The following is a 26,519-nucleotide window of genomic DNA, read 5'->3' as shown; positions in this document are numbered from 1 at the left end:
TTGTCCCGCGCTAGCCGTTGCGCGCGATCTCCTGGCGCGCCGCCTCGAAAACCGCGGCCAATTCCCGCAAGGTGTCGTCCGGGCGCTCGCCCTTGGCCGCCACCCGCGCACTGGGCAGCATCGGAAAGGTCACCAGCGACACCTCCCAAAGCTCCAGTTCCTGCAAGAGCCTCTTGCCCTTGTTGGGGCCCCTGTCCGATGTCACCGCTTTCCGGGTGCGATAGCCGATCGACAGCCCGTCGATCGCCCCCGCCGCCAAAAGCGCTGCCGCCTCGCGTCCCTTCGCAACCGCCTCTAGAATGCGCCCCTTGACGAAAAGCCCGCGCCCATCCTCGCGCACCTCGTCCCAGACGCCGATCGGCTGCGCCGGGTCATGCTGCCAGAGCATCCGCACCTGCCGCCGCTCCGCCGTCAGCCGCTTCAAAGAGGCCGCATAAGCCCCTTCGGCCACCACATCTCCGCCCTGATCGCAGGCCCCGAACAGGCTCGCATAGCCCTCGATCACCTGCCCGTCGGTCACGCTCAACCCGGTGTCGAACCGCGCAAATTTCGTCTCTAGATCCATATTCGTCTCCACATGTGCCGCCGTCGCAAGCCGCGCTCTGGTGGCCGGGCTTTCGTCCGGCGCCCCGCCTACCTCACTGCACCACCAACAGGCTCTGAAACGCCTGCCCGACAATCGCCGCCGCCACCCCGTAGACCGCCAGCCACAGCCGCCGTTCCAACCGCTCCAGCAGCGCCTCCATCCGGTCGAGCCGTTTGGTCATCGCCGCAAACTGCAACTCCGCCACCCGCTCATGTGCCTCCAGACGCAGCGCCGGCGCGCAATCGAAAGCCTCGAACCCCGGACGCTCACCCATCCTCGGGCTCCGCCGGCAGCCCAAGCAGCCGCCGCTTTTCCGCATTGCTCAGGAACTCCGCGGTGCTCACCCGCGCCCATTGCGCCTCGCGCTCCGCCGCCAGGGCCGGCACCTGGTCGAGATCGGGCTTCAGCGCCACCGCCTCGCCGCCAAATTGCACCAGCCAGGCCGAAATCGCCGCCGTCACCCGCGCCGCCAGCGGCAGCACCGTCAGGCGATAAAACGCCCGGTGCGCCTCCTGGTAATTGGCATAGGTCGCCTCCCCCGGAATGCCGAGCAGCATCGGCGGGACACCATAAGCCAGCGCAATATCGCGCGCCGCCGCATCCTTGGTCTTGTGAAACTCCATGTCTGCGGGCGAAAACCCCATCGGCTTCCAGTCCAGCCCGCCTTCCAGCAGCATCGGCCGCCCGGCATTGCGCGCGCCCTGATGGTTTGTCTCGATCTCATGGCTGAGCCGGTCGAACTGCTCGGCGCTCATCGTGCCGGAGCCATCGGCACCGCGATAGACAATCGCCCCCGAGGGCCGCGCGGCGTTGTCCAGCAGCGCCTTCGACCACCGCGAAGCCGAATTATGCACATCCAGCGCCTGCGCTGCGGCCTGCATCGGCGCCATGCCGTAGTGGTCGTCCTGCGGATGAAAGCTCTTGATATGACAGATCGGCGAAACCGGCCCGCTCACGTCGAACCGATGCTTGCGCCCGCCCACGGCATAATCATAGGCCACCGGCCAGCCATCCCGCCCCGGCACCAGCGACATCCGGTCAGAGCGCAGCACATGCAGCTCCAGCGGCAGCCCGTCATCACCGGCCACGGCCTCGACATAGCCATTTCCCGACAGCAAGAGATGGCCGTAAAGCGTCTCGAGCAACTCCGCCCGCCCCTGCGCCGGGTTGGGCCGGGTGATCAGGTCCAGCAGCGGATGCACCTCATAACGCCGGTCGGCGTCCTGCAATACCAGCGGCAGGGCCGCCGCCGCCTCGGAAATCAGCTTCACCGCGCGAAAGCCTACCGGATTGCCGGCAAAACCCGCCTTGGTCAGCGACACCGTATCGCGCGGGCTCCAGGCCACCCGGCCCGCGCCCTGCCAGGCCACAACCCGCCCCGTGGCGCTGGCCTTGGTCTCGCCCGCGCTCTCCGCCTTGTTGTCCCGCCGCAGAAAATCAAACATCGCGTCCCGTGCTCCTTCATCGCCCTTCGGGCATGGCGCGGCCTGCTCCGGGGCCGCATCCGGCCCGGCTGGCATCGCCGTGTCGTCTTCGGAATTCAGCGCAGCCGCGCCATTTCATCTTGCCCCGCAAACGCCCGCCGGAGGCTCCCCGGCCTGACAAGACCACTCTGCTACGAAAAAGTTAAACCCGCTTGATCACAGCGTACGCACCTGCGGCCGCTGTCTTTCCTGCGCCGCGACAACCAGCTCGGTCAGCGCCCAGACCAGCGCGTCCACCCGGTCCGGGCTGCCCTTGCCCTCGAAGCCGCGCAACGCCATCAGGCACATCTGCTCTTCCAGCGCTGCCAGCCCCGCGCTGTGAAACACCCGGCCCTGCTCATAAAGCGCCGCCACCGGTTCCGCCCGCGCCACCTTGCCGCGACTGGCATGCACTGCGGTATAGGCCACCGCGCCATCCTCCTGCCGGATCACGCTCTCGACCAGCGCGCCGCCCTGGTTGACCTCGGCGACGATGCGATCGGCCCGATGCTCGCGATAGGCCCGCACCGCGCGCTCGGCCCAGGTCTTCGGGCTCGCCGCCGCGACGCTGGCATCCTCCAGCACATGCACCTCCCACTCCTGCACCGGGCCGCACATCCTCACCCCCGCCACGACGATGCCGCAGGCGTCAGAGCCGGAATGCCCGCTCACCGGCGGATCGACGGCCACCACGATGCGATCAAGCTCCGGCACCTTGCGCCCGCGACAGCCATCCAGCATCTCATGCGTCCAGAGCGCGCCCTCGAGATCTGTCAGCATCTCGCCATCGAGCTCCTGCCGCGCCAGCCGTGTGTCGCGATAGCGGTCGCGGACTTCGCGCAGGAAGGATTCCGCCAGATGCGCCCGGTTCGCCTCGGTCGGCGCCCGCGTCACCACCGTCGACGGCGAATCCAGCAGCGTCTTCAACACCTCCGCATTGCGCGGCGTCGTGGTCACGCAGACCCGCGGATCGTCGCCCAGCCGCAGGGCAAACTGCAACATGTCCCAGGTGCTCTCGCCATTGGGCCATTTCGCCAGTTCGTCCACCCAGGCCGCATCAAACTGCGGGCCCCGCAGCGCCTCGGGGTCATTGGCCGAAAACGCCTTGGCCTCCGCTCCATTGGGCCAGACCAGGCGGCGCTTGCTGGCCTCCCATTTCGGCACCCGGTCGGGCGGCGAACAGGCAAGAATGCCGCTGTCGCCAAAGATCATCACGTCGCGCACCTGGTCATAGGTCTCGCCCACCAGAGCCACCCGCGCGGCGCGCCCCGCATCCCTCGGTCGCGCCCCTTCCACCATGTCGCGCACCCATTCCGCACCGGCCCGGGTCTTGCCCGCACCGCGCCCGCCAAGGACCACCCAGGACCGCCAATCGCCCTCGGGGGGCAATTGGTGCGGATGGGCCCAGAACTCGAACAGGAAAGGGAGAGCCAGAAGCTCTCCCTCGCTGAGGCTATCGAGGAACTCGTCCTGCACCGCAGCACTTGCGCAGCTTAGCAAGACGGCACCCGATCTCAGATCGTGCCCTTTCAAGGTCGATCCCATATGCGCCTTCGATAGCGGCTTCTCTTCGTGCATATTCAGCAAGTTGCGCCTCCGTTTCCATCGCCAGCTTCATCCAGCCGCGAATTTCCGCGAGCGTCTTGCTGACATCCTTGAGTGCTGTGACCTCCCCGCTCCGCACCTGTTGCTTCAGGTCTCTGAGCGCCGCCTCGAAGTCTTCGAGACTTTCCCGAACGACCAGAAGTTTGCCTTCCAGGCGGTCGACTTCCTGTTTCGCGGTGATGAGTGTCATTGATACGTCACCTTCCATGCTGGGATTGCCCCCGCACGAGCGACACAAAAAAACGGCCGCCCGGGTTTCCCCGGGGGCCGTTTGCCCATGTCTTCCAGCATGTCACAACTTATAGGAGAAACCGTTCGCCAAGTCAAGGCAAAGTGAGTTAACGCTTTGTTACCGCACCGTTTTCCGCATCGACAGGCACCAATCCCAGACCGCTTCCACCTCCGGCCGCAGCGCCACATCGTTGCGGGCCAGCAGATAGAAATGCCGCGCGCCCAGGTAGTCACCCGGCCAGACCTGAACCAGCCGTCGCTCGGCAATGTGCCGTTCCACCAGCACCTCCGGCGCCAGCACAACGCCCTGGCCCATGGCCGCTGCATCGATGGCAAGCGCGGTCTGACTGAACTTTGCGCCGCGCTGCGCGCGCTCTCCCGACAGTCCGAGCACCTGGTCGAAAAACTCCGGCCAGCGGCCATGCGGCTCATGCAGCAAAGTGGCACGCTCCGGCGCCGCACGCGCCAGCCCGGCCACCTGCGGCGCCGCCACCGCGATCTGCCGGTTTTCGAACAACAGCTCCGCCCGCAACGCGGCGCCAAAAGGCGCGCGCCCCTGCCGGACCGACAGATCCACAGGATCTGAGTAAAAACTCGCGAGCCGCTCGGTCGCACGGATCTGAAGCTCCACATCCGGATGCGCCTCGGTCAGCGACCGCATGTTGGGGATCAGCCAACAGGCGGCAAAACTCGGAGTAACGCTGATCGTCACCTCGGCGGTCGCCGGCTGCAACCGCGCCGTTGCGGTCTCGATGCTGGAAAACGCGCGTTCCACCGCCTCGTGATAGGCGCGGCCGGCGGCGGTAAAGGCCAGATCGCGGTGGCGGCGCTCGAACAATTGCACCTGCAACCGCGCTTCCAATGCCCGCACATGCTGCGCCACCGCGCCCTGGGTCACGCCCAGTTCCTCCGCCGCGGCGCGAAAGGTCATGGCCCGGCCCGCCGCTTCAAAGGCCCGCAATGCATTCAATGGCGGTAGATTTCTCATGCCAATAGTTTTCCTACAGTCACGCAGGCCATCATCTGGCTTCACGACACGCCTTGCCTGCCGCATATCTACCACATCCAAGCCGCAGGAAACAGGAATTCTACAATGAGCCAATCCCTTACCGCCCAGGACCTCACCCATTCCGCCCGGCACGGCATCACCCGGGCCGCGCCTGTCACCGTGATCAAATGGCTCGCCTCGATCTTTCAGATCATGGGGTATGCCGCCACCGGCTTCGGCCTCGTGCCGTGGAACATCTACCTGTTCCTGCTCGGTCTGATCGGCTGGTTCGTTGTCGGATTGCTATGGAAAGATCGTGCCGTGATCCTGATCCACGTCATCGCCTTCGGCTCAATGGTGGCCGGAATCTTCGCCGCCTGAAACGCAAAAGGCAGGCCACAAGGGCCTGCCTTCCGGTCCAGCGTCACGCCACTCAGTTGCCGCTGCGCTCGGCCTCGATCTGCCGCCACTTGGCGACATTGGCGTTGTGTTCTGCCAGGGTCTCGGCAAAGGCGTGCCCGCCGGTGCCATCGGCCACAAAGAACAGGAAATCGGTGTCTTCCGGCGCCACCGCCGCCTGAATCGCAGCCGCCCCGGGGTTGGCGATTGGCGTCGGCGGCAAGCCATTGATGACATAGGTGTTATAAGGCGTCGCGCCACGCAGCTCGCTCTGCCGCAGCCCGCGGCCCAGCACGCCCTTGCCCTCGGTGATGCCATAGATCACCGTCGGGTCGGTCTGAAGCCGCATGCCCTCGTTCAGACGGTTGACAAAGACGCTCGCCACCATCCCGCGCTCGCCGGCCACCCCGGTTTCCTTTTCGATGATCGAGGCCAGGGTCAGCATCTCTTCCGGCGTGTCGAAGGGAAGTCCCTCGCTCCGGTTGGCCCAGGCCTCGGCCACGATGGCCGTCTGCCGCCGCTGCATTTCCTCGACAATCGAGGCCCGCGTCTGGCCGACCCGAAGCTCGTAGCTGTCCGGCGCCAGAGTGCCTTCCGGCGGCAGCTCCGCCACCGCACCTTCCAGCACGTCGAGCGCCTTGAGTTCCTCGACAACCTGCCAGCTGGTCACCCCCTCGGCCAGCGCGATCCGGTAGCGGGTATCGGCAGCTCCGCGGACGCGGCTGTAGTCTTCCGGCACCTCGTCTTCACCCGGCACGAACTTCGCCAGCTCGACAAAGCGCTGGGTCTCGGGGTCAAGCTCGCGCACTTCGGCGGTAACCCGGTTGACGCCGATCCGATAAACAACCTCGGTGCCGCAGGTGCTGGCCCCGCCCCGGGTCACGGTATCGACGATCTCGGCCATGCTCGCACCCTCGGGCACAAGGAAAGACCCCGCCTTCAGCGCGTCGGTCTTGTCGGCATAGTCGGCACCGACGCGAAACAGAAAGCCGCTGGAAATCGCACCCTGCCCGGCCAGATCGCGAGAGACACGCGAAAAGTTCGACCCCCGCGCCACCTCGAGGCAGATCGGCGCCTCCAGCGGCCCTTCCGCCGAATATTCCCCCTGCGCCCAGAGCAAGGCGCCGCCAGCCAGAAAGATGGCGACGACAAAGAAGCTCAGGGCATTCGAGGCGATACTGCGCCACATGTATTTCAGACCTTCTTGAAGATGACCGAAGCGTTGGTGCCGCCAAAGCCAAAGGAGTTCGACAGCGCGTAATTGATTTCGCGCTCGCGTTTTGCATTCGGCGCCAGGTCAACCTTGGTCTCTACCGCCGGATTGTCGAGGTTGATGGTGGGCGGCGCCACCTGGTCGCGGATCGCCAGTATCGAGAAAATCGCCTCGATCGCGCCGGCGGCGCCCAGAAGGTGCCCGGTGGCCGATTTGGTCGAGGACATGGTCACCTTCGACGCCGCCTCACCCATCAGCCGCTCAACCGCGCCAAGCTCGATGGTGTCGGCCATGGTCGAGGTGCCATGCGCATTGATGTAATCGATCATCGACGGGCCAACGCCGGCCTTTTTCAGCGCCATCTTCATGCAACGCTCGGCGCCTTCGCCATCCTCCGACGGGGCGGTGATGTGATAGGCGTCGCCCGACATGCCGTATCCCACGACCTCGGCGTAGATTTTCGCGCCACGTGCCTTGGCGTGCTCGTATTCCTCCAGCACGACAACACCGGCGCCCTCGCCCATGACAAAACCGTCGCGGTCGGCATCATACGGCCGGCTGGCGGTTTCCGGCGCGTCGCCGCGCTTGGTGCTCAGCGCCTTGCAGGCGTTGAAGCCGGCAATGCCGATCTCGGAAATCGCCGCCTCGGCACCACCGGCGATCATCACCTCGGCATCGCCGTCCTTGATGATCCGGGCCGCATCGCCGATCGCATGGGCGCCGGTCGAACAGGCGGTCACCACCGAATGGTTCGGCCCCTTGAAGCCATAGCGGATCGACACCTGGCCCGAAATCAGGTTGATCAGCGCGCCGGGAATAAAGAAAGGCGACACCCTGCGCGGCCCGCGTTCCTTGATCAGCACGGCGGTCTCGGCGATCGAGTTCAGCCCGCCAATGCCCGACCCGATCAACACACCGGTGGTCTCGAGGCTTTCCTTGTCCTCCGGCGTCCAGCCGGCATCCTTCACCGCCTGCTCGGCGGCGGCAACGCCGTACAGGATGAAATCGTCGACCTTGCGGCGTTCTTTCGGCGCCATCCAGTCATCGGCGTTGAAGGTGCCGTCGGTGCCGTCGCCATGCGGCACTTCGCACGCATAGGTGGTGGCCAGTTGGCTGGCATCGAACCGGGTGATCGTGCCCGCGCCCGATTTGCCTTCCAGAATCGCCTTCCAGCTCTCCTCGACGCCGCAAGCCAGCGGTGTCACCAGACCAAGCCCTGTCACAACTACTCTGCGCATGGTGTTGCCCCTTTGAAACAAGTTGCACGCTCTTACCCCGACAGGGGGAAGAGGGGCAAGGGAAAGCGATGCCGGATGGGCAAGCCCCCGCGTATCGGAACCCTATGTCGGAAGCCGGCTCTGCGGCAACTGACAAGCCCTGTCACGGCCGCTTGCCGCGCCGTGCGTCACGACGGAAAACGGCGCACCTAAAAAGGCACGCCGTTCCCATAAAATCCTGACGGATCAAAGCGTTCTTACGCTTCTTTCGCGTCGTTGATGAATTTGACCGCATCGCCGAAGGTCTGGATATTCTCGGCGGCGTCATCGGGGATCTCGATGCCGAATTCTTCTTCGAACGCCATCACCAGTTCCACGGTGTCAAGGCTGTCTGCGCCGAGGTCGTCGATGAACGACGCGCCTTCGACAACTTTGCCTTCTTCGACACCGAGGTGTTCCACAACGATTTTCTTCACGCGATCTGCGACGTCGCTCATATCTTTAATCCTCATCGTCTTGGGCCTTTGGCCCTGTTTTGCCCGTGCCCCGAGGGGTTCGAACTTTACTTGCCCCTCCCGAGGCGGCGGTTGGCCTTTGGCCTGTTCCCCGCATAAGCAGGTCGATCCAGGCCAGCACGAGCCCCCCCGGATTTCCACGCGCCTATAGCATAAGAGCAGCGATTGGCAAACGCTTTCCGGGAGAACCGGTCATGGCGTCAGATCATGGCCATTCCGCCGTTCACATGCAGCGTCGCACCCGTCACATACCCGGCTTCCGGGCTCGACAGATAGAGGACTGCGGCGGCGATTTCCTCGGGCGTTCCCATGCGCGCGGCGGGAATCTGCACGTTGATCTTTTCCTTCTGGTCGTCGGTCAGCTTGTCGGTCATCGCGGTGGCAATGAAACCGGGCGCAATGGCGTTCACCGTGATGCCGCGGCTCGCCACCTCATAGGCCAGCGATTTGCCCATGCCGATCATCCCGGCCTTCGACGCGGCATAGTTCGCCTGCCCGGGGTTGCCGGTGGCGCCAACAATCGACGAGATATTCACGATCCGCCCCCAACGCGCCTTCATCATTCCGCGCATCACCCCCTTGCAGAGCTTCATTGACGAGGTGAGATTGACGGAAAGCACCGAATTCCATTCGTCATCCGACATCCGCATGAACAGGTTATCCCGGGTGATGCCGGCATTGTTCACCAGGATATCGACCGCGCCCATCGCCTCGGCGGCCTGTTTCGGCAGCGCTTCGACGGCGTCCAGATCGCTCAGGTTGCAGGGCAGCACATGCGCCCGCTCGCCCAGTTCCGCCGCCAGTTCCTGCAAAGGCGCCTCGCGCGTGCCGCTCAGGCCGACGGTCGCCCCCGCCCCGTGCAGCGCCTTGGCGATCGCGCCGCCGATGCCGCCCGATGCCCCGGTCACCAGCGCAGATTTCCCGCTCAGATCAAACATCCGCTCTTCCTCTTGTCTTGCTTGTGGCGCCGGCGCTCAGGCCAGCGCATCCTTTGCCGCCACCACGTCTTCGGGCGTGCCGATGTTGCGGGTGGCGATATCCCGATCGATCCGCCGCACCATGCCGATCAGCGCCTTGCCGGCGCCGATTTCCCAAAGATCGGTGACGCCGTGACGGGCCATCCACTGCACGCTCTCGCGCCAGCGCACGGCACCGGTGATCTGATTGACCAGAAGCGAGCGGATTGTCGCCGGATCGCTCACCGCCTCGGCCACCACATTGGCCACCAGCGGCACCTTGGGCCGGTGGATCTGCACATCGTCCAACGCATCGGCCATCACATGCGAGGCCGGCTCCATCAGCTTGCAATGGAACGGCGCGCTCACCGGCAGCAGCACCGCGCGCCGCGCGCCGGCCGCCTTGGCCAGCTCGACCGCGCGTTCCACCGCCGCCTTGTGGCCTGAGACGACCACCTGACCGGGGTCATTGTCATTTGCCGCCGCACAGATCTCGCCCTGTGCTGCCTCGGCCGCGACCTTGCGCGCGCGTTCGAGGTCAAGCCCCAGCAGCGCCGCCATCGCGCCCTCGCCGACCGGCACCGCCGCCTGCATTGCCTTGCCCCGGGTGCGCAGAAGACGTGCACAATCGCCGATGCTCAAAGAACCCGCGGCGGCCAGCGCCGAATATTCCCCCAGCGAATGCCCTGCGACATAGTTGGCCGCCGTCACATCGATGCCCTCGGCCTCGAGCGCGCGCATCGCCGCCAGCGAGGTCGCCATAAGCGCCGGCTGGGCATTCTGCGTCAGGGTCAGATCGGCCGCATCGCCTTCCCAGATCAGGTCAGAGAGCTTTTCGCCGAGCGCCTCGTCGACCTCTTCAAAAACGGCTTTCGCCGCCGGATAGGCATCAGCGAGGGCCTTGCCCATACCGATCGCCTGTGCCCCCTGTCCCGGAAAAACAAATGCGCGGCCCATACCATCCCTCTGTTGCAGCGTCGTTTTGCCATGGATACGCGCCACGAAACCCGACTGCAATGTCTATGCCACGCCGCAGTGCGGAGAAATTCAAAAGAAAAACCGGCCGCGCCAGTCAGGCGGACAGCCGGTCGAATCGGTTCGGCGGTGCGACCCAGCCGCCCCGCTCAGCCGCGCGAAGACTTTGGCGTTCGGGCGAAATACAGCAGATAGCCACCAGTCAACGCAAAGAAGAAGGAGGCGCAGAGCTTTATCATCATCAGTTCCGGCAGCGTCGCGGCATTGGGCGCGACCCACATGCCCAGGCTTGCGACCACCAGCGACAGGCCAACCAGTCGGACAAACCACCGTGCAATCATGTCCGCGTTCATTTCGGTCTCTCTCTCGGGGTCGGCGCGCATCAAGAGGCTGGCTACGGTCATCTGGCTTCTCCCATTGGCATATTGGAGAGGTTCCGCGCGAATTCCGGCAGGAATGCGGCACAAACAGGGAAAAGAGGCGGAACGATCCGCCCCCGGGGCGTCAACGGGCCGTCAACGGGCCGCAGCCGCCCCCAGCCCCCTTGCCATTTGTGCCCGAGGCTGTATATCGGGCCATCCTTTCGCAAGACGTATGAACCGCGCAGTCTCTCGTGGGTTGGGGGCGAAAGGACATGGCCCCGCCCTTTGAAATGCGCCTTGATATAAATGGAGTGCACATGCCCCTTTATGAGCATGTCTTTATCTCGCGCCAGGATCTCTCCGGCGCGCAGGCCGAAAGCCTCGTCGAGCATTTCGGCACTGTCCTGTCCGACAACGGCGGCAAGGTCGTCGACACCGAGTACTGGGGTGTCAAGACCATGGCCTACAAGATCAACAAGAACCGCAAGGGCCACTATGCCTACATGCGCACCGACGCCCCGTCGGACGCCGTGCAGGAAATGGAACGCCTGATGCGCCTGCATGACGACGTGATGCGCGTGCTGACCATCAAGGTCGACGAGCACCAGGAAGGTCCGTCGATCCAGATGCAGAAACGTGACGAGCGCGAAGACCGCCGTCGTGAACGCCGCTAAGTCGAAGGAGAGCTAACCCATGGCCGCAAAACCGTTTTTCCGCCGCCGCAAGGTCTGCCCCTTCTCGGGCGACAATGCACCCAAGATCGACTACAAGGACACCCGCCTTCTTCAGCGCTACATTTCCGAGCGCGGCAAGATCGTGCCGTCCCGGATCACCGCCGTCTCGGCCAAGAAGCAACGTGAACTGGCCCGCGCCATCAAACGCGCCCGCTTCCTCGCGCTGCTGCCCTACGCTGTGAAGTAAGGAGTTAAGCACATGCAAGTCATCCTTCTCGAACGCGTGGCCAAGCTCGGCCAGATGGGCGACGTCGTCGACGTCAAGCCCGGCTTCGCCCGCAACTACCTGCTGCTGCAAGGCAAGGCGCTGACCGCGTCGAAAGCCAACATCGAGGCATTCGAGGCGCAGAAAGCCCAGCTCGAAGCGCGCAACCTGGAAACCAAGAAAGAAGCCGAAGCTCTGGCATCGCGTCTCGACGGCCAGCAGTTCGTCGTGATTCGCCAGGCCTCCGACGGCGGTTCGCTCTATGGCTCGGTCACCACCCGTGACGCGGCCAACGTGGCCACCGAAGAGGGCTTCTCGATCGACCGCAAGCAGATCCTGATCCGTCAGCCGATCAAGGAACTGGGCCTGCACGAGATCGAGGTGCACCTGCACCCCGAGGTGATGGCCACCGTCAACCTCAACGTCGCACGTTCGCCTGAAGAGGCCGAACTGCAAGCCTCGGGCAAGTCGATCCAGGAACTGGCCGCGGAAGAAGAAGCCGCCGCCGAATTCGAGATCGCGGAACTGTTCGACGATATCGGCTCGGCCGCTTCGGACGACGACGATCTGGCCGAAGTGGTCCAGGACGACTCCGGCGAAGAACAACCGGAAGAAGACCGCGGCTGATTTCCCGGTCCATCCCTATACTTTCGAAGGCCGTGCGTCCCCGACGCACGGCCTTTTGTCATTTGGCATACCTGAAAGGATGGCCCGCGTATCCGCCAGCAGCTTTGCCGTGTATCGCCCAGACGCGGTACAACACCAAGGAAGGCAAACGGGCCGATGCTTCGACATAAAGAGTACCGGTAAAAGTATACAGTAACGATTACGGAAGATTGCAGCCATGGCACAGAAAGGACTGGTTCAGAACGTCGCCCCGGCACCCGGCGCGGTCTTCTATTCGCTTGCATCGGCCCGTGTCCTTCGATTGATCGACGCCCCGCTCTCCGCGGCAGAGCGCAGCCACGCAGACATTCTGGCTGCCCGCAACGCCGCGCTGGCGGAGGCCAGCACCACCCGCCGCGTGGCGGAAGCGATCGCGCGCATGAAAACGCGGTTCGGAAACGACGGCCGGTAAATTCCTTGTCCCCGGATGCCTCCGGCCTATGGAAAGGTCGCCTCTCCCTCCCGAGGCGGCCTTTTCAAGTCTGACACGGCGGCGCGAGAAATCCCGAAACGGTGTAGACTGCCCTTGCGTGTGACAGGGAGCGACTGACATGACCGATCCGTTTCAGAACGTCGATGCCGCGGGGCCCGAATTCATCAAGATCTTTGCCGATACCATGGAAATCCGTCAAAGCGACCCGACAATGGAGGCGCTCGTTGCCGGCTATCTCTCGCGGCTGGATTTCGCCAAGGACAGCCTGACCGTCGAAATCGGCGCCGGGGCCGGCGCGGTGACCCGCCGTATCGCCAAACATGCCGCGCCGGCGCAGGTGATCGGCTACGAACCCTCGGCAGGCTTTGTCAAAGAGGCAAGGGCCCGCGCGCCCAACTTCGACAATCTGAGATTTGAACAGGCCGACGGCGCCACCCTGCCTGTCGCCGACAACAGCGTCGACAATGCCATCCTGCACACCGTGCTGACCCACGTCGTTGCGCCGGAGACCCTCTTGGCCGAAGCCGCGCGCGCGCTCCGCACCGGCGGCTGGCTGGTCGTGGCAGATGTCGATTTTTCCAAGGCCGCGCTTGCCAGCGCCGCCAATGATCCGCTTGATTGCTGTGCCAAGGAATTCGTCCGCACCTATGTGACCGACCCGCACCTCGTCGGCCGGCTGCGCGGGCTGATTGCCGACGCCGGCCTGAGACTCGACCATTTCGATGTGCAAAGCCGCGTCATCATCACTGAAGCCCAGATGCTGCCCTGGGTAGAGATCACCACCCGCGACATGGTGACCCGGGGGCTGATCGGTCAGGGGCTGGCCGATGCGCTGATCGCCGAACATGCTCAGCGCGCCGCCGATGGCCGGCTCTACGGATATCAGGCCATTGCCACCGCCATCGCGCAAAAGATCTGATAGTACCCAAGAAAAAAGGCCGCCCCCCGAGGGGGAACGGCCCGAATTCAGCACATGAGGTGTGCTGATTATTCTTCGTCGAGCTCTTCGACAGCCTTCTGAAGCTCTTCCTTGGAGACCTCTTTCTCGGTCACCTCGGCCAGCTCGAGAATGTAGTCGACGACCTTGTCTTCAAAGATCGGCGCGCGCATCTGCTGCTGCATCTGCTGGTTCTGCTGCACGAATTCAAAGAACTGGCGTTCCTGACCGGGGTACTGGCGCGCCTGGTTCATGATCGCCTGGGTCATCTCGGCGTCCGACACCTGCACTTCGGCTTTCTGGCCCAGTTCGGCCAGCAGAAGCCCCAGGCGCACGCGGCGCTCGGCCAGCTTGTTGTGCTCGTCGGTCGGCTCGATCTCGGGGTGATCGTGGCCTTCCACGTCCGGGTTTTCCTCGTGCCACAGCTGGTGCGCGATCTGTTTGGCCTCGGCCTCCACCAGCGTCGGCGGCAGGTCGAATTTCACCATCTCGTCCAGCTTGTCGAGCAGCGCCCGCTTGGTCACCTGGCGCGCGGCACCGGCGTATTCGGCTTCCAGACGCTCCCGGATCTGCTCTTTCAGCGCATCCAGCGACTCGGCGCCGAATTTCTTGGCCAGTTCGTCATCGAGCTCTGCCGCAACCGGCTCCTTCACCTCTTTGATGGTGCAAGAGAAAACCGCTTCCTTGCCGGCCAGATGCTCGGCCTGGTATTCCTCGGGGAAAGTGACGGTGACGTCCTTTTCCTCGCCGGCCTTGGCGCCGACCAGCTGCTCCTCGAAACCCGGGATGAACGAACCGGAGCCCAGCACCAGCGGGTAATCCTCGGCCGAGCCACCTTCGAAGGCTTCGCCGTCGACCTTGCCGACGAAATCAAAGACCACCTGATCACCGTCTGCGGCGGCCGCACCTTCGTCGCGGGCCTTGAAGTCCTGCGCGGTCTCGGCGAGGTTCTTCAGCGCCTCGTCCACCTCGTCGTCACCGGCCTTGGCGGTCATCTTCTCGAGCGAGATGGATTTCAGATCGACCTCGGGGATTTCGGGCAGCTTTTCATAGGACATCTCGACATTGACGTCGTCGCCCTCTTTCCAGTCCTCGTTGGTCATCTTGATCTCGGGCTGAAGCGCCGGCTTGTCGCCGCTGGCTTCGAAATGCTGGTTCATCGCGCCGTCGATGGTTTCCTGCATCGCTTCGCCCAGCAGACGCTGGCCGAACTGCTTCTTCAGCAGCGGCATCGGCACCTTGCCCTTGCGAAAGCCCTTCATCTCGATCTCGGGCTGGGCTTCGGCCAGCTTTTCGTTGACCTTTTCTTCCAGCTCGGCGGCGCTGACGGTGATCGCGTATTCGCGCTTCAGACCTTCGTTCAGAGTCTCGGTGACCTGCATCCCATTCCCCATAAGTTCGAGGGCGAGTCCCAGCCCGCCTATTTCAAATCTGGGGTCTTCTAAGCGCCCCCGCCCAAGCGTGCAAGGCGGATCTGCACGTCCGGGCGGCTACCGGGCAGAGTTTCGCCCCGCCACGGCCCAGAGCACCGCAAGCCCGGCCAGAATGCTGAGACCGGCCTTGCTCACCGGCTCCATCGTGCCCTGAATCAGAAGCGCATGCGCCACCGTCCCGGCAACGATCACCAGCGCCAGCCCGCGATGCGCCCGGCGCCAGAGCCGAGAGGCCAGGCGGCGGCGCAGCACGGCCAGCGTGGCGCTGGCAAACAGCGCCCACATCGCCAGCACGCCCCAGATCGAAAACGGCGTCGGCGACCGCAGGAGCAGCACGTCGATCACATCCGGCGGGCTGGTGATCCAGAGCCCCACCACATGTCCGATCACCGCCAGCACCAGCGCCGCACCCGCAAACCGGTGCAGCCGCCGGCTCTGCCTCGGCGACAGCCCCGGCAGCAGGCCTGCCGCCAGCAGGGGCTGCACCGCCAGCAGCATCAGCCCGACCACCCCGGCAAAGCCGGCCGCGATATAGACCGGTCGGCGATAGGCCAGCAAGGGGCTGTCCGCCGCCGCGATCAAGGGAAGGCCCAGCGCCAGCCCGAGCCCCGCCCAGATCAGCGCCGCAGGCAGCCGGCCCGGCCCCCTCACGCCGGTTGCAGGACGAAATGCGCCTCCAGACTGGTGTCGCGCGCGCTGCCCATCACCGGGCGCAGAAACACCGTCTCATAATCGCCGCTGTCATAGGCCAAATGGCCATGCGGCTGGCCAAAGGCCGGCACGATCTGCGGCATCTCCAGCCGGAACATGCCGTTCTCGTCGGTCAGCGTCGCGCCGTGGCTCTGCGGGTCGCGTTCGTGGCCTTCGGTGGTATGCGCCCAGATCTGGATGCGCTGGCCGGCAAGCGGCGCGCCGTCGCCGGCGCGGCGCACGGTGCCGCTCATCCAGAAGCCGCCGCCGCCGATGCGGTCGACGATCGGCGCGCCGGGGCGGTAATTGTTGGCACCACCCCGCATCGTGCGCGTCGGCGTGACCGACTGCGCGGCCAGGGGTGATATCAGTCCCAGAGCCAGAGCCGCGCCACCGGCGGCAATCAGGTGTCGGCGTCGGATTGGAAGTTGAGGCATGGAAACTCTCCTGTCGGACAGGCCCGCAGCCGGGCGCTGTCGGCAACCGTTACAATTACCTGACCGAGTTTACCGTCTTTGGGCGCAGCCCCCAAGAACCGGAGCCGCCTGCGCCAAACACATTGCGCCCACGATTGCGTGAGCCGGGGCGGCGCGGCCCCTGCCCGCCCGCTTTCGGGTCCGGTTATTCAAAGTAATCCGCATGCGCCGAATGGATCTGGGTGACGGTCTCGTCCAACCGCCGCAGATGGCGCCGCATGACATCGCGCACAGCCTGTTCGTCGCGCGCCGCCAGCGCCTGCGCGATATCGCAGTGATCGCCAAAAACATCGCTCAGGGCCCGTTCCTGGCCAAAGCTCAGCACGCAGAGCCGATCGACCGTCTGCTTGCATCGTTCGATCGTCTCGAAGGCCAGCGGCCGGCCGCCGAGTTCGCAGATCAGTCGGTGGAAATCATAGTCCATCGCGTGAAATCGGTCATTCTGGCCAGCGTCGATCACCGCCCGCTGCTCGGCCAGGCTGGCCTCGAGCAGCCCGGCCTTTTCGGCGTCCCAGACCGCGCAGGCCTCCCGGATGACCTCGAGCTCGACCGCCAGCCGGATGAACCGCGAATTCTGGATCTCGTCCATCGAGAAACCGCGTACCACCGTGGCGCGCTGCGGCCGGATCAGCAGCAGCCCCATGTTGCCCAGCCGGTTGAAGGCATCGCGCACCGGCTGCCGCGACACGCCCATGCGGTTGGCCACCTCGGCCTCGGACATCTTGGTCCCCGGCAGGAGCTTCAACGTCGAGATCTCTTCGTAGAGCGCATTGAAGACCATGTCGGTCGATGTCCGTGCCACCGGCGTATCCATAGTTTTCAGCATGCCGTCACTCCCCGTCGTCTATATGTCAAATTCCCTTACGAAAGCGCTGCTGCCAAGCTGGAGCCTCGGAATGTCGCGTTTCACGTCGAAAACGCGCGGAATTCTGCCATTATAGACCAGTCTCACCGTGTCATGCCGTTAAATAATGACTTGTGCGGCGGAATCAATTCAAACGTGGCGGTTGGCCCGCGCTAGCGGGCGCCGCCGTTGCCGCCGGCCCATGCGCGCCGGCGAGCGGCGGAAAGGCAAGCCTTCCCGCCGGAGGCCTCATCGCTCGAGGGTCATGAAATAATCGAAGATCTCCGGAACATTGCCCTCGCCCAGGCCGGCGTCGACCGCAGCCTGAAGATTGTGCGAGGTGCCCTCGGCAATCTCGGCCCGCGTGCCCAGATCCTTGGCCATCTCGAGGAAATAGCCCAGATCCTTGTTGGCATTGTTGATCGAAAAGCCCAGGTCGCTGACGCCATCCACGGCATAGTTCTTGCAGAAGCCCATGAACGGCGAATTCGACGGGCCGGTCGACATGATGTGGTAGAGCTGCTGGCGATCGACACCCGCCCTGTCGGCAACGGCAAAGGCCTGGCTCATGGTGCAGACCGTGGTCATGCCCATGAAATTGTTGATCAGCTTGGTGGTGTGACCGGCCCCGAGCGCGCCCAGGTAGAAGACATTCTCGCCCTGCTCTTCCAGCACCGGCTTGACCTTGTCAAAGGTCGCCTTGTCGCCGGCGGCCATGATATTGAGCAGCCCGTCGGTGGCATGGGCCGGGGTGCGGCCCAGCGGCGCGTCGATCATGCCGGCGCCCTTTTTGGCCAGGTCGGCGCCGATCTTGCGGGTCGAGGCCGGGATCGAAGTGCCGAAATCGATCAGCACCGCGCCTTCGCGAATGCCGGCAAGGATGCCGTCCTCGGCATAGACGATCTTTTCGACCACGTCCGACTTGGTCAGACAGAGCATCACGATGTCGCTGGCCTCCGCCAGTTCCCTGGCCGAGGCCGCCTCGCGCGCCTTGCCACGCGCGAGGCATTTTGCCACGGCCTCGGTATTGAGATCCATCACGATGAGCTCGTAGCCCCGCTTCTGAAGGTTCTCCACCATATTGCCGCCCATGAGGCCGAGGCCGATGAACCCGATGACAGGTTTGGTCATGCCATGTACTCCGTTAAGTTGGTCTTGAGGATTGTCTTTCATAGGAAATCTTCCCGATGCGGCGTGAAGATATCCAGCAGCGTACCGGCCTCGAGACAGGTGGCGCCGTGTTCGATATTGGGCTGCTTGTAGAGCGAGTCGCCGGCGGCAACGATGTAGGTCTCGTCGCCCACCGTGAATTCGAATTTGCCCGAGATCACATAGGTGATCTGCTCGTGTGGATGGTGGTGGCGCGCTGCCACCGTGCCGGTGTCGAAATGCACCTCGACCACCATCGCATTGTCATTATAGGCGCCGACCTTCCGGGTCAGCCCGCCACCGGCGTCGAAGAGCTGGTTTTCGCTCCCCGGGAAGTAGTTCTTTACTGTCATGTCTCATCTCCGTGTCGTTGGGGTCCCTCGTGCTCGGCTCATGATTTTGCGAGTTTTTTGAGGGTAATTTTGAATGTGTTTTCGTCCGGGTCGGTGAAGTAGAGGTCGGCGTCGTAGCCCTGGTCGTCCATGAAGTTGAAGATGCGTTTGGGTTCGGAGCGCCGGTAGGGCACCAGCAGGGTGGCGATGCGGTGGCGTCTGGCGGCGGGGTATGTCGCGTGCAGGCAGGTGCTTTCGGGCAGGCCGGCGTAATCGGCCGGGTCGACGCCGGGGAAGCCGGTGACCTGGCTGAGTTCGGGCTTGCCGGCCTCGGACCAGACCACCTGGCCGTAGAAGCCCGCCGTCTCGCCGGTCATGCGGAAGGAGGTCCGGCCGAGGTCGTAGGGCTGGTTGGCATGCAGCAGCCAGTCGATGGTGACGGCTGCGTCGGCATCGACGCTGTCGACGATGACGAAGTAGCTGCCGTTCACGAAGTAGACTTCGCGGCCGGCGCGGGTGACCTCGGGCGAGAGGCTCTGATAGGCGGCGGTGGCGTCGCCGTGGATGTAGATGTGGTCGTCGCGCTGCTCGGCGGCGAGGATCGTGCCGGTTGCGGCCATGGCGCGGGCCTTGTCCTTGTCGGCATATTGGCCCTTGCCATTGATCAGGATGGCGTTTTTCGACCGGGTCTGGCGCCGCCAGTTGCGGTGCATCGATGAGTTGAAGGCGACGTAATAGCCCGATTGCACCGCCAGGTCCTCGCCGAAGGCGGCCAGGCAGAAGGCGTTCTGGTCGCCGTGGCTGTGGCTGATCGAGCCGAACGTGCTGCTTTTGAACACGAACTGGATATGGCGGTCGGGGTCGGCCATCTCGTGCTGGATGCCGACCCAGCCGATGCCCTTGAAGTGGCGCATGCCCGAGGGCGGATCCGTAGCTTCGACCAGGGGGAAGTCGGTGAGATAGGTCAGCTCGTCAAAATGGGTGTCCCACCAGCCCCAGTTGTAGAAGGCGCCCTCGGTGCCGGGGTTCAGCCGGGCCAGCTCCTCATGGTACCATTGATAGGCGCCATTGCCGGTGACGCCGGCGTATTGCCGCAGGTTGATGCCGGTCTTGATGCAGGGCAGATCGCCCTGGGTGCTGTCGTCGCCGAAGGTGGCGCGGCGGGTGTTCGGCGCCTTGCAATAGAGCGGGAAGTCGCCGGTGTTGCGGAAGAAGGGGCGCTGGTAGAGGTCGATGCCGGCAAAGCTCTTCAGCCGGTTGGCGGCCTCGATCAGATAGGCCATGCCCATCATCCAGTAGTTGGTGCCCTCGGCCCAGCCGCCATCGGCATCGCCCCAGGGCGAATAGACCGTGGCGAGGAACTCGATGCAGTAGTTCAGCCAGTCGCGGGCCTCGCCGCTGCCGTTCTCGCCCTCGTCCTCGCCCAAGAGCGCGATACAGGCCGGCACCAGGGTCAGCGAGACCGAGCGCACCGCATGGCTGTCATAGGGAAAGAGGTGGATCTTGGCGTTGAGGATGGCGTGTTCGGCAATGTCGCGGGTGCGTTCGTGCAGCGCGTCGCGCACCAGCCTGCGCTCGTCGTCGGAGAGCTGGTCGTAAAGCCAGTCGTAGCCCCAGGCCAGGGCATTGGTGACGCGGTAGGCCCATTCGTCGGTATAGGCACGGCTGGTCACCCCCATCGGATCCCAGGAAGCCACCTCCAGCAGCCAGTCCCTGGCGCGGTCGAGCATCGCCTGGTCGCCGGTCACCTGGCCGCCGATGGCGAGGTGACGGATGGCATAGATCACCTCCTGCAACTCGATGTAGGTCTGGCGCCAGACCGGCGCGGTGCGCTGGTGGCCGGGATAGCCCGCCGGCTCGCGGGTGATCTCGCGGTCCATCCAGGGCAGGACGGATTTCTCGTAGAAGCGCGCCCAGGTGCAATGGTCGGGATCGGCCTTCACCGCCTTGCGGAAGGTCTCGAGCCGGGCGGCGTCGAGCCAGAGCCGCGGGTGGCTTTCGGGGGCCTCGGCAAAGCGGCTGGCGCGGCCGGGCAGCGGGGTTTCCGGCAAGCCCTCGGCCAGGGTGAACTGCCGGGTGGCGCTCCAGCCGGTGACCGGCTGGCCCTCGGCGTCGCAGACCGCATAGGCCCAGTGCCAGGTGCCGGGCTCGAGCACCCGGTCGGGGGTGAAGAAGTTGAGCGGCACCGGCCCGTGGGTTCGGGTCTCGGCGGCGGGAAAGGCCGGGTCCTGCGACAGGCGCAGCAGATAGAGCGCCTCGTCTTCGATCACCGGCAGCCAGGTGAAGCGCGGCGGGTTCTCGACGATCGGGGTCTCCGCGTCGGGCGCATACTGGATCGTCAGGCGGCCGGTTCTGGGTTCGTCGAGCGTGGGGGCGGTGGCGCCGGGCATCGGGATATCCTGTTGCTTGCGGGGAAGATTCGGGGAGCCTGCGGCCGGCGACGGCCGCAGGCGGGTCTGTCCGGGGGGCTCTGGCCTAGCCGCCGTACTGGCGCTCGTAGGCCGAGTTCATCACCTCGAGCACCTCCTCGTAACCCATCTTGTTCAGGGTCTCGATGTAGCTGTCCCAGTCCTCCTGGATGTCGCCGGAGCCGAGAATCCAGGCCTGCTGGCGCTCCAGCATGTAGGTCTGGATCGAGGGGAAGTACCGGTCGTAGACCTCCTGCTCCTCCTTGTTGAAGGCGACGCCCAGGAACTGCTCGATCAGCAGGTCCTCGGTGTCATAGAGCTCGATGCCCTTGCGCGCGCTGTCGCGGGTCCATTGCCATTCGTAGCGGTAGTCCTGCGGGTAGCCGCGATAGACCTGCGCGCCCTCGAGATACATCTGGCTGTTGACCGGCTGGCCCGAGCTCAGCACCTCGTCCTTGTAGACCGGCGCGCCGTCGATCATGTCCCAGGTCTTGCCCTCGACGCCGAAGTTGGCGAGCAGCGCCCCTTCTTCCGAGAACCAGTAGTCGAAGTACTTGATGGTCTCGACCGGATGGTCGTTGGAATAGGAGATCGCCCAGCCGTCGGGCTTCATCGGGATGCGGCGGTTTTCCTCGATGCGCACGCCCGAGACCGATTTCGGCGGCAGGAAGGGGATGAAGTTGAAGCCTTCGACCTTGTCTTCCAGCGCCACGTTGTAACCCGAGGTGGAAGCGAACCAGTCGTGCGTCATGCCGCCCAGGTTCTCGCCCAGCAGATAGTCGCGCGCCGAGGAGCCGCGGGTGAAGACCTCGGGGTCGATCAGGCCTTCCTCGTACCATTGCGCGATATTGGCCAGACCGTCGCGATAGGCCTCCTGGGCGTAAGGATGCACCACGCGGCCGTCCTTGACGTAGAACTGGTGATAGACATCCGCCCCGGTCGAACGCGCATCCCAGAGCGTCAGCAGCCGCAGCACCTCTTCCCAGTCGCGCACGAAGAAGGGGATCTCGTCCTGCACGCCGTTGCCGTTGGGGTCCTGATCGCGGAAGGCCACCAGCACGTCGTAGAGTTCTTCCACGTTGTCGGGCGCCTCCAGCCCCAGCGCGTCGAGCCAGTCCTGGCGGACGAACCAGGCGCGGGCGTATTTGCCGTCCGGCAGATAGGGGATGTAATAGACATTGCCGTCATAGGCCTTGATCGCATCCCAGATCTCGGGATGGTCGTCGAACCAGGCCTTGATGTTGGGCGCATGGTCCTCGACCAGATCGTTGAGCGGCACGAAGGCGCCCTCGGGGCCGTACTGGTTGACCGGCTGCTTGATCAGGTTGCCGCCGACGATGTCGGGCAGATCGCCGGTGGCGAGCAGCAGGTTCATCGCCTCGTTGTTGTCCTTGGTGTTGCGGCCCGAGGTCTGGTCGATCAGGTGGATATTGGTTTTCTCGCGGGCCACTTCCTCGACCGGGTAGAGCTTCGAGGTGTCGCCGCCGGGGCCATAGCCCTGGGCGCGCGGCCAATGCATGTGGATCGTCAGCTCGAGCGGCTCCTCGGTGATCGGCAGATGGCTTTCGGCAGACGCCGGCACGGCGATGGCCGCCGTCAAGGCCGTCGTCGCCAGCATGGTCAGTGACAGGTTTCGCATGGTGTCCTCCCTTTATGCGAATTCATTCGGTCTTCGGTTGCCAGGCCCTCGGGAGGGCCTCGGGCGTTCGCGCCCGGACAGGGCTCCGCCGGAGCCCTGTCCGGGCGCCGCTCACTCCTTCACCCCGCCGAGCAGGATGCCCTTGGAGAAGTATTTCTGCAGGAAGGGGTAGATCATCAGGATCGGGATGATCGAACAGACGATGATCGCCGCGGTCACGGTCTCGACCGAATAGGCCGCGGTCAGCAGCGAGGTGGCGAACTCCTCGTCGTCCGAGAGCTCGACGATCACCTTGCGCAGATAGACCTGGAGCGGGATCTTGTCCTCGTCCTGGAGCAGCACCATGGCCCAGAAGAAGCCGTTCCAGCGCGACACGATGCAGAACAGCGCCACGGTGGCGATCGCCGGCTTGGAAAGCGGCACATAGACCTTCCACAGCACCTGGAACTCGTTGGCGCCGTCCATCCGCGCGGCCTCTTCGAAGCTCCGCGGAATGCCCTCGAAGAAGTTGCGCAGCAGGATGATGTTGAAGCCGTTGACCGCAAAGCCGATGATGATGCCGAAGTAGCTGTCGAGCAGGCCCAGATCGCGCATGTTCAGGAAGAACGGAATGAGGCCGGCGTTGAACCACATGGTGAAGGCCACCACCAGGTTCCAGAACCGCCGGCCGTAGAGCTGCGGCTTGGACAGCGCATAGGCGCCGGGGATGATGAAGGCCAGGCTCATCAGCGTGCCGCCGATGGTGTAGATGAAGGTGTTGGCGTAAGACGACCAGAACAGCGGCTCGGAGAGCACCTGCTTGTAGGCCTCCAGCGTGAAGCCCACCGGGGTCAGGATGACATTGCCGGCGCGGGCCTCGAAGCCGGTGCTCATCGACATCGAGGCGATGTAGATGAAGGGATAGAGCGTCGAGATGGTGAACAGGCCGATCAGCACCATGTTGACGATGACAAAGAGCCTGTCGCCGCGCGAATAGAGGTTCATGTTGGTCATGTCCGGTCCTCCCTTACCAGAGCGAGGTGCGCGAATAGCGCTTGGAGATCGTGTTCGCCGTCATCACCAGCACGAAGGCCACCACCGCGTTGAACAGGCCCGCGGCCGCCGCCAGATCGTATTGCCCGCCCTGGATGCCCTGGCGGTAGATGAAGGTATTGACCACATCCGCCGTCTCGTAGGTCGCCGGCTGATAGAGCAGGATGATCATCTCGAAGCTGATCTCGAGCATGTTGCCGATGCGGATGATCAGCATGATGATGATCGTCGGCAGGATCGAGGGAATGGTGATCTTCCACATCATCTGCCAGCGGCTGGCACCATCGACCACGGCCGATTCATACAGCGTCGGCGAGACCCCGGCGATGGCCGCCAGATAGACGATCGACTGGAAGCCCGCCTCCTGCCAGATGCCGGTGCCGACAAAGATCGGCCGGAACCATTCGGGCTTGGTCAGGAAGTAGATCGGCTCCACCCCGATCCAGCCGAGGAAGGTGTTGACGATGCCCGCGGAGGGGCTGAAGGCGGTGATCACGATGCCGGCGATGATCACGCTCGAGATGAAGTGCGGCAGATAGACGATGGTCTGCGCCGTCTTCTTGAAGCTCTGCTTGAGGATCTCGTTGAACATCAGCGCCAGGATGATCGGCATCGGAAAGCCGAAGAGCAGCCCGTAGAAGGAGATGATGATGGTGTTCTTCAGCGCCCGCAGGAACTGGTCGTTGCCGAACAGCGTCTGGAAGTGCTCGAAGCCGATCCAGGGGCTGGCCGCCACGCCGCGGAAGATCGAGTAATCCTTGAAGGCGATCTGAAGCCCGTACATCGGCTTGTAGAGAAAGACCGCCAGCCACAGGATGGTCGGGATCAGCATGACATAGAGCTGCCATTCCCGGCGCAGGTGGTCGCCCACCCTCTGGATGCGGCTCGGCCGGCGCGCGCGCCGCGCCTCGGAGGCGTCGAAGATCAGCTCTTCGGTCGCCGGGCCGGCGGCGCCGGTGAAGTTGGGATCGTTGCTCATTGTTCCAGCACCTGCCCGGGCAGCGTCCGGCCGGTCTCGGCGTCGAAGACCTTGATCAGATGCGGCGCGATGGTGAAGCCCGAGATGCCGTCGAGGATGTGCATCTGGCCCACCGTCTCGGTGCGGATGACAAAGGGCTCGCCCTGCAGGCTGGCATGGATCAGCGCCTCCGAGCCCAGGGTCTCGACCAGATCGACATCGAGGCCGACCCGGGTCGGGTCGGAGGCCCCGGCGACCGCGACGAACTCGGGCCGGATGCCGAGAATGACCGTCTGGCCGACCGCGTTCTGCAACGACGGGATCGGTTGCAGCTGGATGCGCTGGCCGTCGAACTCGGCCACCGGGCCGCGATCGCCGGCCACCACCTGCGCGCGGATCATGTTCATCGGCGGCGAGCCGAGAAAGCCCGCGACAAAGGTGTTGGCCGGGTTCAGGAAGAGCTCCATCGGGCTGCCGATCTGCTCGATCCGCCCGTCGTGCATGACCACGATGCGATCGGCCAGGGTCATCGCCTCGACCTGGTCGTGGGTGACATAGATCGAGGTCGCGCCGAGCCGCTTGTGCAGCCGCTTGATCTCGGCCCGCATCTGGGTGCGCAGCTTGGCGTCGAGGTTCGACAGCGGCTCGTCGAACAGGAAGACCTTGGGCCGGCGCACGATGGCACGGCCCATGGCGACCCGCTGGCGCTGGCCGCCCGAGAGATCCGCCGGCCGCCGCTCGAGATAGGGCGTGAGCCCGAGGATGCCGCCGACCTCATCGACCGAGGCGGCGATGTGGTCCTTGCTTTCCTTGCGGATGCGCAGCCCGAAGGCGATGTTGTCGGCGACGTTGAGATGCGGGTAGAGCGCGTAGTTCTGGAACACCATCGCCACGTCGCGATCCTTCGGCGCCACCCGGTTCACATGCCGGCCGTCGATCGTCAGATCGCCGTCGCTGATCTCTTCCAGCCCGGCGATCATCCGCAGCGTCGTCGACTTGCCGCAGCCCGAGGGCCCGACCAGCACGACAAACTCCTTCTCCGCCACCTCGAGGTCGATGCCATGCACCACCTGCACCGCGCCATAGGCCTTGACGATGCCCTCCAAACGAACTCCCGACATGTCCTCTCCTCCGTTAAAGTTGCCGGCGCCCGGCCCCCGCCGGTCCCGCCTGTGCGGATGCCGCCCCCAATCAGTTGCATGGCGGTGCGATTCGGGGCTAACTTAAGACTGGTATACTAGTAACAAATCTGGAATACTAGTATGAAGTTCGGCAGGGCGCCCGCCAGACCCCCCAAGGGGCCCGGCGCGCCGGCGCCGCAGCCACAGCCATCAGGGGGCAGCCGCCGGCCCCGCACAGGGAGACCCGAGGGATGCCACACAGCCTGTCCAGCGACCGGCGCACCGCCGTCGACGAGATCTTCGACCACCTGCGCGCCGAGATCGACGCCCTGCGCCTGCGCCCCGGCGACCGCATCTCCGAGGCCGAGATCGCCGCCCGCTTCGGCGTCTCGCGCCAGCCGGTGCGCGATGCCTTCACCCGGCTGGCCAATCTCGACCTGCTGCTGATCCGGCCGCAGCGCGCCACCGAGGTGAAGCGGTTCTCGGCCCGCGAGATCGAGAAGTCGCGCTTTGTCCGCGCCGCCGTCGAGGCCGAGGTGCTGCGCCGCGCCGCCCTGGCCGCCGCCGAGACCCAGGCCGCCGCCCGCCAGGCCCTGACCCAGGAACTCTCCCGCCAGCGCGCCGCCCTCGCCGCCGGCGACGCCCATGGCTTCAGCGCCCTCGACTACGCCTTCCACCGCGCCCTCTGCACCATCGCCGGCGCCGCCTTCGCCTTCGAGGTGATCGCCGCCGAAAAGGCCAAGGTCGACCGCCTCTGCCTGCTCGGCCTCGCCAAACAGGACCGCATGCCCCAGCTCCTCGCCGACCACGAAGCCATCGCAACCGCCATCCTCCAAGGAGACCCCGAAACCGCCGTCGCCAACGGAATGAAACACCTCAAAAGACTCGACTCCACCCTCGAAAAAATAACCAAAGACAACGCTTCATACTTCGAAAATGAAAAGTGACAGGG

30 protein-coding genes are annotated in these 26,519 nt (G+C 64.6%); 7 read left to right on the top strand and 23 right to left on the bottom strand.

Annotation, left to right across the window (positions count from 1 at the left end; genetic code table 11):
* Positions 1-10: 10 nt before the first annotated feature.
* The 6 genes from BMW90_RS11305 to BMW90_RS11280 form a co-directional block, all read right to left on the bottom strand.
* Positions 11-565, bottom strand: a complete 555-nt coding sequence (locus BMW90_RS11305; protein WP_170850542.1) for an HK97 family phage prohead protease — start codon at positions 563-565, stop codon at positions 11-13.
* Positions 566-638: 73 nt separating this feature from the next.
* Positions 639-860, bottom strand: a complete 222-nt coding sequence (locus BMW90_RS11300; protein ID WP_048532105.1) for a GTA head formation protein, RCAP_rcc01685 family — start codon at positions 858-860, stop codon at positions 639-641.
* Entirely contained in the window at positions 853-2,031 is a 1,179-nt protein-coding gene (locus tag BMW90_RS11295; RefSeq protein WP_074836636.1) for a phage portal protein, read from the bottom strand. Before BMW90_RS11295 ends, BMW90_RS11300 begins: the two co-directional genes overlap by 8 nt.
* 195 nt (positions 2,032-2,226) lie before the next feature.
* Positions 2,227-3,594 (bottom strand): DNA-packaging protein, encoded by a 1,368-nt coding sequence (locus tag BMW90_RS11290; RefSeq protein ID WP_170850541.1) that lies wholly within the window; start codon positions 3,592-3,594, stop codon positions 2,227-2,229.
* Entirely contained in the window at positions 3,503-3,844 is a 342-nt protein-coding gene (locus BMW90_RS26365; RefSeq protein ID WP_074836635.1) for a hypothetical protein, read from the bottom strand. Before BMW90_RS26365 ends, BMW90_RS11290 begins: the two co-directional genes overlap by 92 nt.
* 159 nt (positions 3,845-4,003) lie before the next feature.
* Positions 4,004-4,873 (bottom strand): LysR substrate-binding domain-containing protein, encoded by an 870-nt coding sequence (locus BMW90_RS11280; RefSeq protein WP_074836634.1) that lies wholly within the window; start codon positions 4,871-4,873, stop codon positions 4,004-4,006.
* 105 nt (positions 4,874-4,978) lie between these two features.
* Here BMW90_RS11280 and BMW90_RS11275 point away from each other — a divergent pair, with 105 nt between their 5' ends.
* Entirely contained in the window at positions 4,979-5,254 is a 276-nt protein-coding gene (locus BMW90_RS11275; protein WP_244526492.1) for a DUF6552 family protein, read from the top strand.
* Positions 5,255-5,306: 52 nt separating this feature from the next.
* On the opposite strand, the gene mltG is transcribed toward BMW90_RS11275, so the two are convergent.
* From mltG to BMW90_RS11245, 6 genes are all read right to left on the bottom strand, one after another.
* Positions 5,307-6,461: an endolytic transglycosylase MltG gene (gene mltG, locus BMW90_RS11270; protein ID WP_074836633.1), complete on the bottom strand. Its 1,155-nt coding sequence runs from the start codon at positions 6,459-6,461 to the stop codon at positions 5,307-5,309.
* Between the two features lie 5 nt (positions 6,462-6,466).
* The gene (gene fabF / locus BMW90_RS11265) at positions 6,467-7,723 is read right to left on the bottom strand and encodes a beta-ketoacyl-ACP synthase II (RefSeq protein ID WP_048532109.1); all 1,257 of its coding nucleotides are present in this window, start codon (positions 7,721-7,723) and stop codon (positions 6,467-6,469) included.
* A gap of 236 nt (positions 7,724-7,959) precedes the next feature.
* Positions 7,960-8,199 carry an acyl carrier protein gene (locus BMW90_RS11260; protein WP_048532110.1) on the bottom strand — a complete coding sequence of 80 codons (240 nt, stop codon included), beginning with the start codon at positions 8,197-8,199 and terminating at the stop codon, positions 7,960-7,962.
* 218 nt (positions 8,200-8,417) lie between these two features.
* A complete protein-coding gene (gene fabG / locus BMW90_RS11255) occupies positions 8,418-9,155 on the bottom strand; it encodes a 3-oxoacyl-[acyl-carrier-protein] reductase (protein WP_074836632.1) in 738 nt (245 codons plus the stop codon).
* Positions 9,156-9,191: 36 nt separating this feature from the next.
* Positions 9,192-10,130, bottom strand: a complete 939-nt coding sequence (fabD, locus tag BMW90_RS11250) for an ACP S-malonyltransferase (protein WP_074836631.1) — start codon at positions 10,128-10,130, stop codon at positions 9,192-9,194.
* A 167-nt stretch (positions 10,131-10,297) separates the two neighbouring features.
* On the bottom strand, positions 10,298-10,552 hold the full coding sequence (locus tag BMW90_RS11245) for a hypothetical protein (RefSeq protein WP_139211339.1): 255 nt from the start codon (positions 10,550-10,552) through the stop codon (positions 10,298-10,300).
* 275 nt (positions 10,553-10,827) lie between these two features.
* On the opposite strand from BMW90_RS11245, the gene rpsF reads away from it, so the two are divergent.
* From rpsF to BMW90_RS11220, 5 genes are all read left to right on the top strand, one after another.
* Positions 10,828-11,184: a 30S ribosomal protein S6 gene (gene rpsF, locus BMW90_RS11240; RefSeq protein WP_048532114.1), complete on the top strand. Its 357-nt coding sequence runs from the start codon at positions 10,828-10,830 to the stop codon at positions 11,182-11,184.
* Positions 11,185-11,203: 19 nt separating this feature from the next.
* On the top strand, positions 11,204-11,431 hold the full coding sequence (rpsR, locus tag BMW90_RS11235; protein WP_005982441.1) for a 30S ribosomal protein S18: 228 nt from the start codon (positions 11,204-11,206) through the stop codon (positions 11,429-11,431).
* 12 nt (positions 11,432-11,443) lie between these two features.
* Positions 11,444-12,076 (top strand): 50S ribosomal protein L9, encoded by a 633-nt coding sequence (gene rplI / locus BMW90_RS11230; RefSeq protein ID WP_048532115.1) that lies wholly within the window; start codon positions 11,444-11,446, stop codon positions 12,074-12,076.
* Positions 12,077-12,293: 217 nt separating this feature from the next.
* Entirely contained in the window at positions 12,294-12,527 is a 234-nt protein-coding gene (locus BMW90_RS11225; protein WP_074836629.1) for a hypothetical protein, read from the top strand.
* Positions 12,528-12,666: 139 nt separating this feature from the next.
* Positions 12,667-13,467 carry a methyltransferase domain-containing protein gene (locus tag BMW90_RS11220; protein ID WP_074836628.1) on the top strand — a complete coding sequence of 267 codons (801 nt, stop codon included), beginning with the start codon at positions 12,667-12,669 and terminating at the stop codon, positions 13,465-13,467.
* 68 nt (positions 13,468-13,535) lie between these two features.
* Here BMW90_RS11220 and tig read toward each other — a convergent pair whose 3' ends face one another.
* The 11 genes from tig to BMW90_RS11165 all read right to left on the bottom strand — a co-directional run bounded on the left by tig (position 13,536) and on the right by BMW90_RS11165 (position 25,567).
* Entirely contained in the window at positions 13,536-14,867 is a 1,332-nt protein-coding gene (gene tig, locus BMW90_RS11215; RefSeq protein ID WP_074836627.1) for a trigger factor, read from the bottom strand.
* Between the two features lie 108 nt (positions 14,868-14,975).
* Entirely contained in the window at positions 14,976-15,569 is a 594-nt protein-coding gene (locus BMW90_RS11210) for a ferric reductase-like transmembrane domain-containing protein (protein WP_244526491.1), read from the bottom strand.
* Positions 15,566-16,045: a peptidase associated/transthyretin-like domain-containing protein gene (locus BMW90_RS11205; protein WP_074836626.1), complete on the bottom strand. Its 480-nt coding sequence runs from the start codon at positions 16,043-16,045 to the stop codon at positions 15,566-15,568. Before BMW90_RS11205 ends, BMW90_RS11210 begins: the two co-directional genes overlap by 4 nt.
* A 184-nt stretch (positions 16,046-16,229) precedes the next feature.
* Positions 16,230-16,910 (bottom strand): GntR family transcriptional regulator, encoded by a 681-nt coding sequence (locus BMW90_RS11200; protein ID WP_074836625.1) that lies wholly within the window; start codon positions 16,908-16,910, stop codon positions 16,230-16,232.
* Positions 16,911-17,177: 267 nt separating this feature from the next.
* Positions 17,178-18,059, bottom strand: coding sequence for an NAD(P)-dependent oxidoreductase (locus BMW90_RS11195; protein ID WP_048532120.1), 882 nt, complete (start codon positions 18,057-18,059; stop codon positions 17,178-17,180).
* Positions 18,060-18,097: 38 nt separating this feature from the next.
* Positions 18,098-18,430 carry a cupin domain-containing protein gene (locus BMW90_RS11190; RefSeq protein ID WP_074836624.1) on the bottom strand — a complete coding sequence of 111 codons (333 nt, stop codon included), beginning with the start codon at positions 18,428-18,430 and terminating at the stop codon, positions 18,098-18,100.
* A 38-nt stretch (positions 18,431-18,468) separates the two neighbouring features.
* Entirely contained in the window at positions 18,469-20,799 is a 2,331-nt protein-coding gene (locus BMW90_RS11185; protein ID WP_074836623.1) for a DUF4962 domain-containing protein, read from the bottom strand.
* A gap of 85 nt (positions 20,800-20,884) precedes the next feature.
* Positions 20,885-22,456: an extracellular solute-binding protein gene (locus tag BMW90_RS11180; protein ID WP_244526490.1), complete on the bottom strand. Its 1,572-nt coding sequence runs from the start codon at positions 22,454-22,456 to the stop codon at positions 20,885-20,887.
* Between the two features lie 111 nt (positions 22,457-22,567).
* The gene (locus BMW90_RS11175; protein WP_048532123.1) at positions 22,568-23,449 is read right to left on the bottom strand and encodes a carbohydrate ABC transporter permease; all 882 of its coding nucleotides are present in this window, start codon (positions 23,447-23,449) and stop codon (positions 22,568-22,570) included.
* A gap of 13 nt (positions 23,450-23,462) precedes the next feature.
* Positions 23,463-24,467, bottom strand: coding sequence for an ABC transporter permease (locus BMW90_RS11170; protein ID WP_082154489.1), 1,005 nt, complete (start codon positions 24,465-24,467; stop codon positions 23,463-23,465).
* Positions 24,464-25,567 carry an ABC transporter ATP-binding protein gene (locus BMW90_RS11165; protein WP_048532124.1) on the bottom strand — a complete coding sequence of 368 codons (1,104 nt, stop codon included), beginning with the start codon at positions 25,565-25,567 and terminating at the stop codon, positions 24,464-24,466. The genes BMW90_RS11170 and BMW90_RS11165 overlap by 4 nt, the downstream gene beginning before the upstream one ends.
* 251 nt (positions 25,568-25,818) lie before the next feature.
* On the opposite strand from BMW90_RS11165, the gene BMW90_RS11160 reads away from it, so the two are divergent.
* Positions 25,819-26,514: a GntR family transcriptional regulator gene (locus BMW90_RS11160; protein ID WP_074836622.1), complete on the top strand. Its 696-nt coding sequence runs from the start codon at positions 25,819-25,821 to the stop codon at positions 26,512-26,514.
* The last annotated feature ends 5 nt before the right edge of the window (positions 26,515-26,519 follow it).

It is taken from the genome of Marinovum algicola (assembly GCF_900109145.1).
Lineage (GTDB): Bacteria > Pseudomonadota > Alphaproteobacteria > Rhodobacterales > Rhodobacteraceae > Marinovum > Marinovum algicola.
This window is presented reverse-complemented; position numbering and strand designations above follow the sequence as displayed.

What these genes read in the sequence shown, in the direction of transcription:
- BMW90_RS11305 (WP_170850542.1), bottom strand. Translation starts at nt 565, where the DNA reads ATGGATCTAGAGACGAAATTTGCGCGGTTCGACACCGGGTTGAGCGTG.
- BMW90_RS11175 (WP_048532123.1), bottom strand. Translation starts at nt 23,449, where the DNA reads ATGACCAACATGAACCTCTATTCGCGCGGCGACAGGCTCTTTGTCATC.
- tig (WP_074836627.1), bottom strand. Translation starts at nt 14,867, where the DNA reads ATGCAGGTCACCGAGACTCTGAACGAAGGTCTGAAGCGCGAATACGCG.
- BMW90_RS11195 (WP_048532120.1), bottom strand. Translation starts at nt 18,059, where the DNA reads ATGACCAAACCTGTCATCGGGTTCATCGGCCTCGGCCTCATGGGCGGC.
- BMW90_RS11300 (WP_048532105.1), bottom strand. Translation starts at nt 860, where the DNA reads ATGGGTGAGCGTCCGGGGTTCGAGGCTTTCGATTGCGCGCCGGCGCTG.
- BMW90_RS11280 (WP_074836634.1), bottom strand. Translation starts at nt 4,873, where the DNA reads ATGAGAAATCTACCGCCATTGAATGCATTGCGGGCCTTTGAAGCGGCG.
- fabG (WP_074836632.1), bottom strand. Translation starts at nt 9,155, where the DNA reads ATGTTTGATCTGAGCGGGAAATCTGCGCTGGTGACCGGGGCATCGGGC.
- BMW90_RS11220 (WP_074836628.1), top strand. Translation starts at nt 12,667, where the DNA reads ATGACCGATCCGTTTCAGAACGTCGATGCCGCGGGGCCCGAATTCATC.
- BMW90_RS11260 (WP_048532110.1), bottom strand. Translation starts at nt 8,199, where the DNA reads ATGAGCGACGTCGCAGATCGCGTGAAGAAAATCGTTGTGGAACACCTC.
- BMW90_RS11225 (WP_074836629.1), top strand. Translation starts at nt 12,294, where the DNA reads ATGGCACAGAAAGGACTGGTTCAGAACGTCGCCCCGGCACCCGGCGCG.
- BMW90_RS11200 (WP_074836625.1), bottom strand. Translation starts at nt 16,910, where the DNA reads ATGCTGAAAACTATGGATACGCCGGTGGCACGGACATCGACCGACATG.
- BMW90_RS11245 (WP_139211339.1), bottom strand. Translation starts at nt 10,552, where the DNA reads ATGACCGTAGCCAGCCTCTTGATGCGCGCCGACCCCGAGAGAGAGACC.
- BMW90_RS11165 (WP_048532124.1), bottom strand. Translation starts at nt 25,567, where the DNA reads ATGTCGGGAGTTCGTTTGGAGGGCATCGTCAAGGCCTATGGCGCGGTG.
- rpsR (WP_005982441.1), top strand. Translation starts at nt 11,204, where the DNA reads ATGGCCGCAAAACCGTTTTTCCGCCGCCGCAAGGTCTGCCCCTTCTCG.
- BMW90_RS11290 (WP_170850541.1), bottom strand. Translation starts at nt 3,594, where the DNA reads ATGGGATCGACCTTGAAAGGGCACGATCTGAGATCGGGTGCCGTCTTG.
- BMW90_RS11180 (WP_244526490.1), bottom strand. Translation starts at nt 22,456, where the DNA reads ATGCGAAACCTGTCACTGACCATGCTGGCGACGACGGCCTTGACGGCG.
- BMW90_RS26365 (WP_074836635.1), bottom strand. Translation starts at nt 3,844, where the DNA reads ATGACACTCATCACCGCGAAACAGGAAGTCGACCGCCTGGAAGGCAAA.
- rpsF (WP_048532114.1), top strand. Translation starts at nt 10,828, where the DNA reads ATGCCCCTTTATGAGCATGTCTTTATCTCGCGCCAGGATCTCTCCGGC.
- BMW90_RS11185 (WP_074836623.1), bottom strand. Translation starts at nt 20,799, where the DNA reads ATGCCCGGCGCCACCGCCCCCACGCTCGACGAACCCAGAACCGGCCGC.
- BMW90_RS11170 (WP_082154489.1), bottom strand. Translation starts at nt 24,467, where the DNA reads ATGAGCAACGATCCCAACTTCACCGGCGCCGCCGGCCCGGCGACCGAA.
- fabF (WP_048532109.1), bottom strand. Translation starts at nt 7,723, where the DNA reads ATGCGCAGAGTAGTTGTGACAGGGCTTGGTCTGGTGACACCGCTGGCT.
- mltG (WP_074836633.1), bottom strand. Translation starts at nt 6,461, where the DNA reads ATGTGGCGCAGTATCGCCTCGAATGCCCTGAGCTTCTTTGTCGTCGCC.
- fabD (WP_074836631.1), bottom strand. Translation starts at nt 10,130, where the DNA reads ATGGGCCGCGCATTTGTTTTTCCGGGACAGGGGGCACAGGCGATCGGT.
- BMW90_RS11190 (WP_074836624.1), bottom strand. Translation starts at nt 18,430, where the DNA reads ATGACAGTAAAGAACTACTTCCCGGGGAGCGAAAACCAGCTCTTCGAC.
- BMW90_RS11160 (WP_074836622.1), top strand. Translation starts at nt 25,819, where the DNA reads ATGCCACACAGCCTGTCCAGCGACCGGCGCACCGCCGTCGACGAGATC.
- BMW90_RS11275 (WP_244526492.1), top strand. Translation starts at nt 4,979, where the DNA reads ATGAGCCAATCCCTTACCGCCCAGGACCTCACCCATTCCGCCCGGCAC.
- BMW90_RS11205 (WP_074836626.1), bottom strand. Translation starts at nt 16,045, where the DNA reads ATGCCTCAACTTCCAATCCGACGCCGACACCTGATTGCCGCCGGTGGC.
- rplI (WP_048532115.1), top strand. Translation starts at nt 11,444, where the DNA reads ATGCAAGTCATCCTTCTCGAACGCGTGGCCAAGCTCGGCCAGATGGGC.
- BMW90_RS11295 (WP_074836636.1), bottom strand. Translation starts at nt 2,031, where the DNA reads ATGTTTGATTTTCTGCGGCGGGACAACAAGGCGGAGAGCGCGGGCGAG.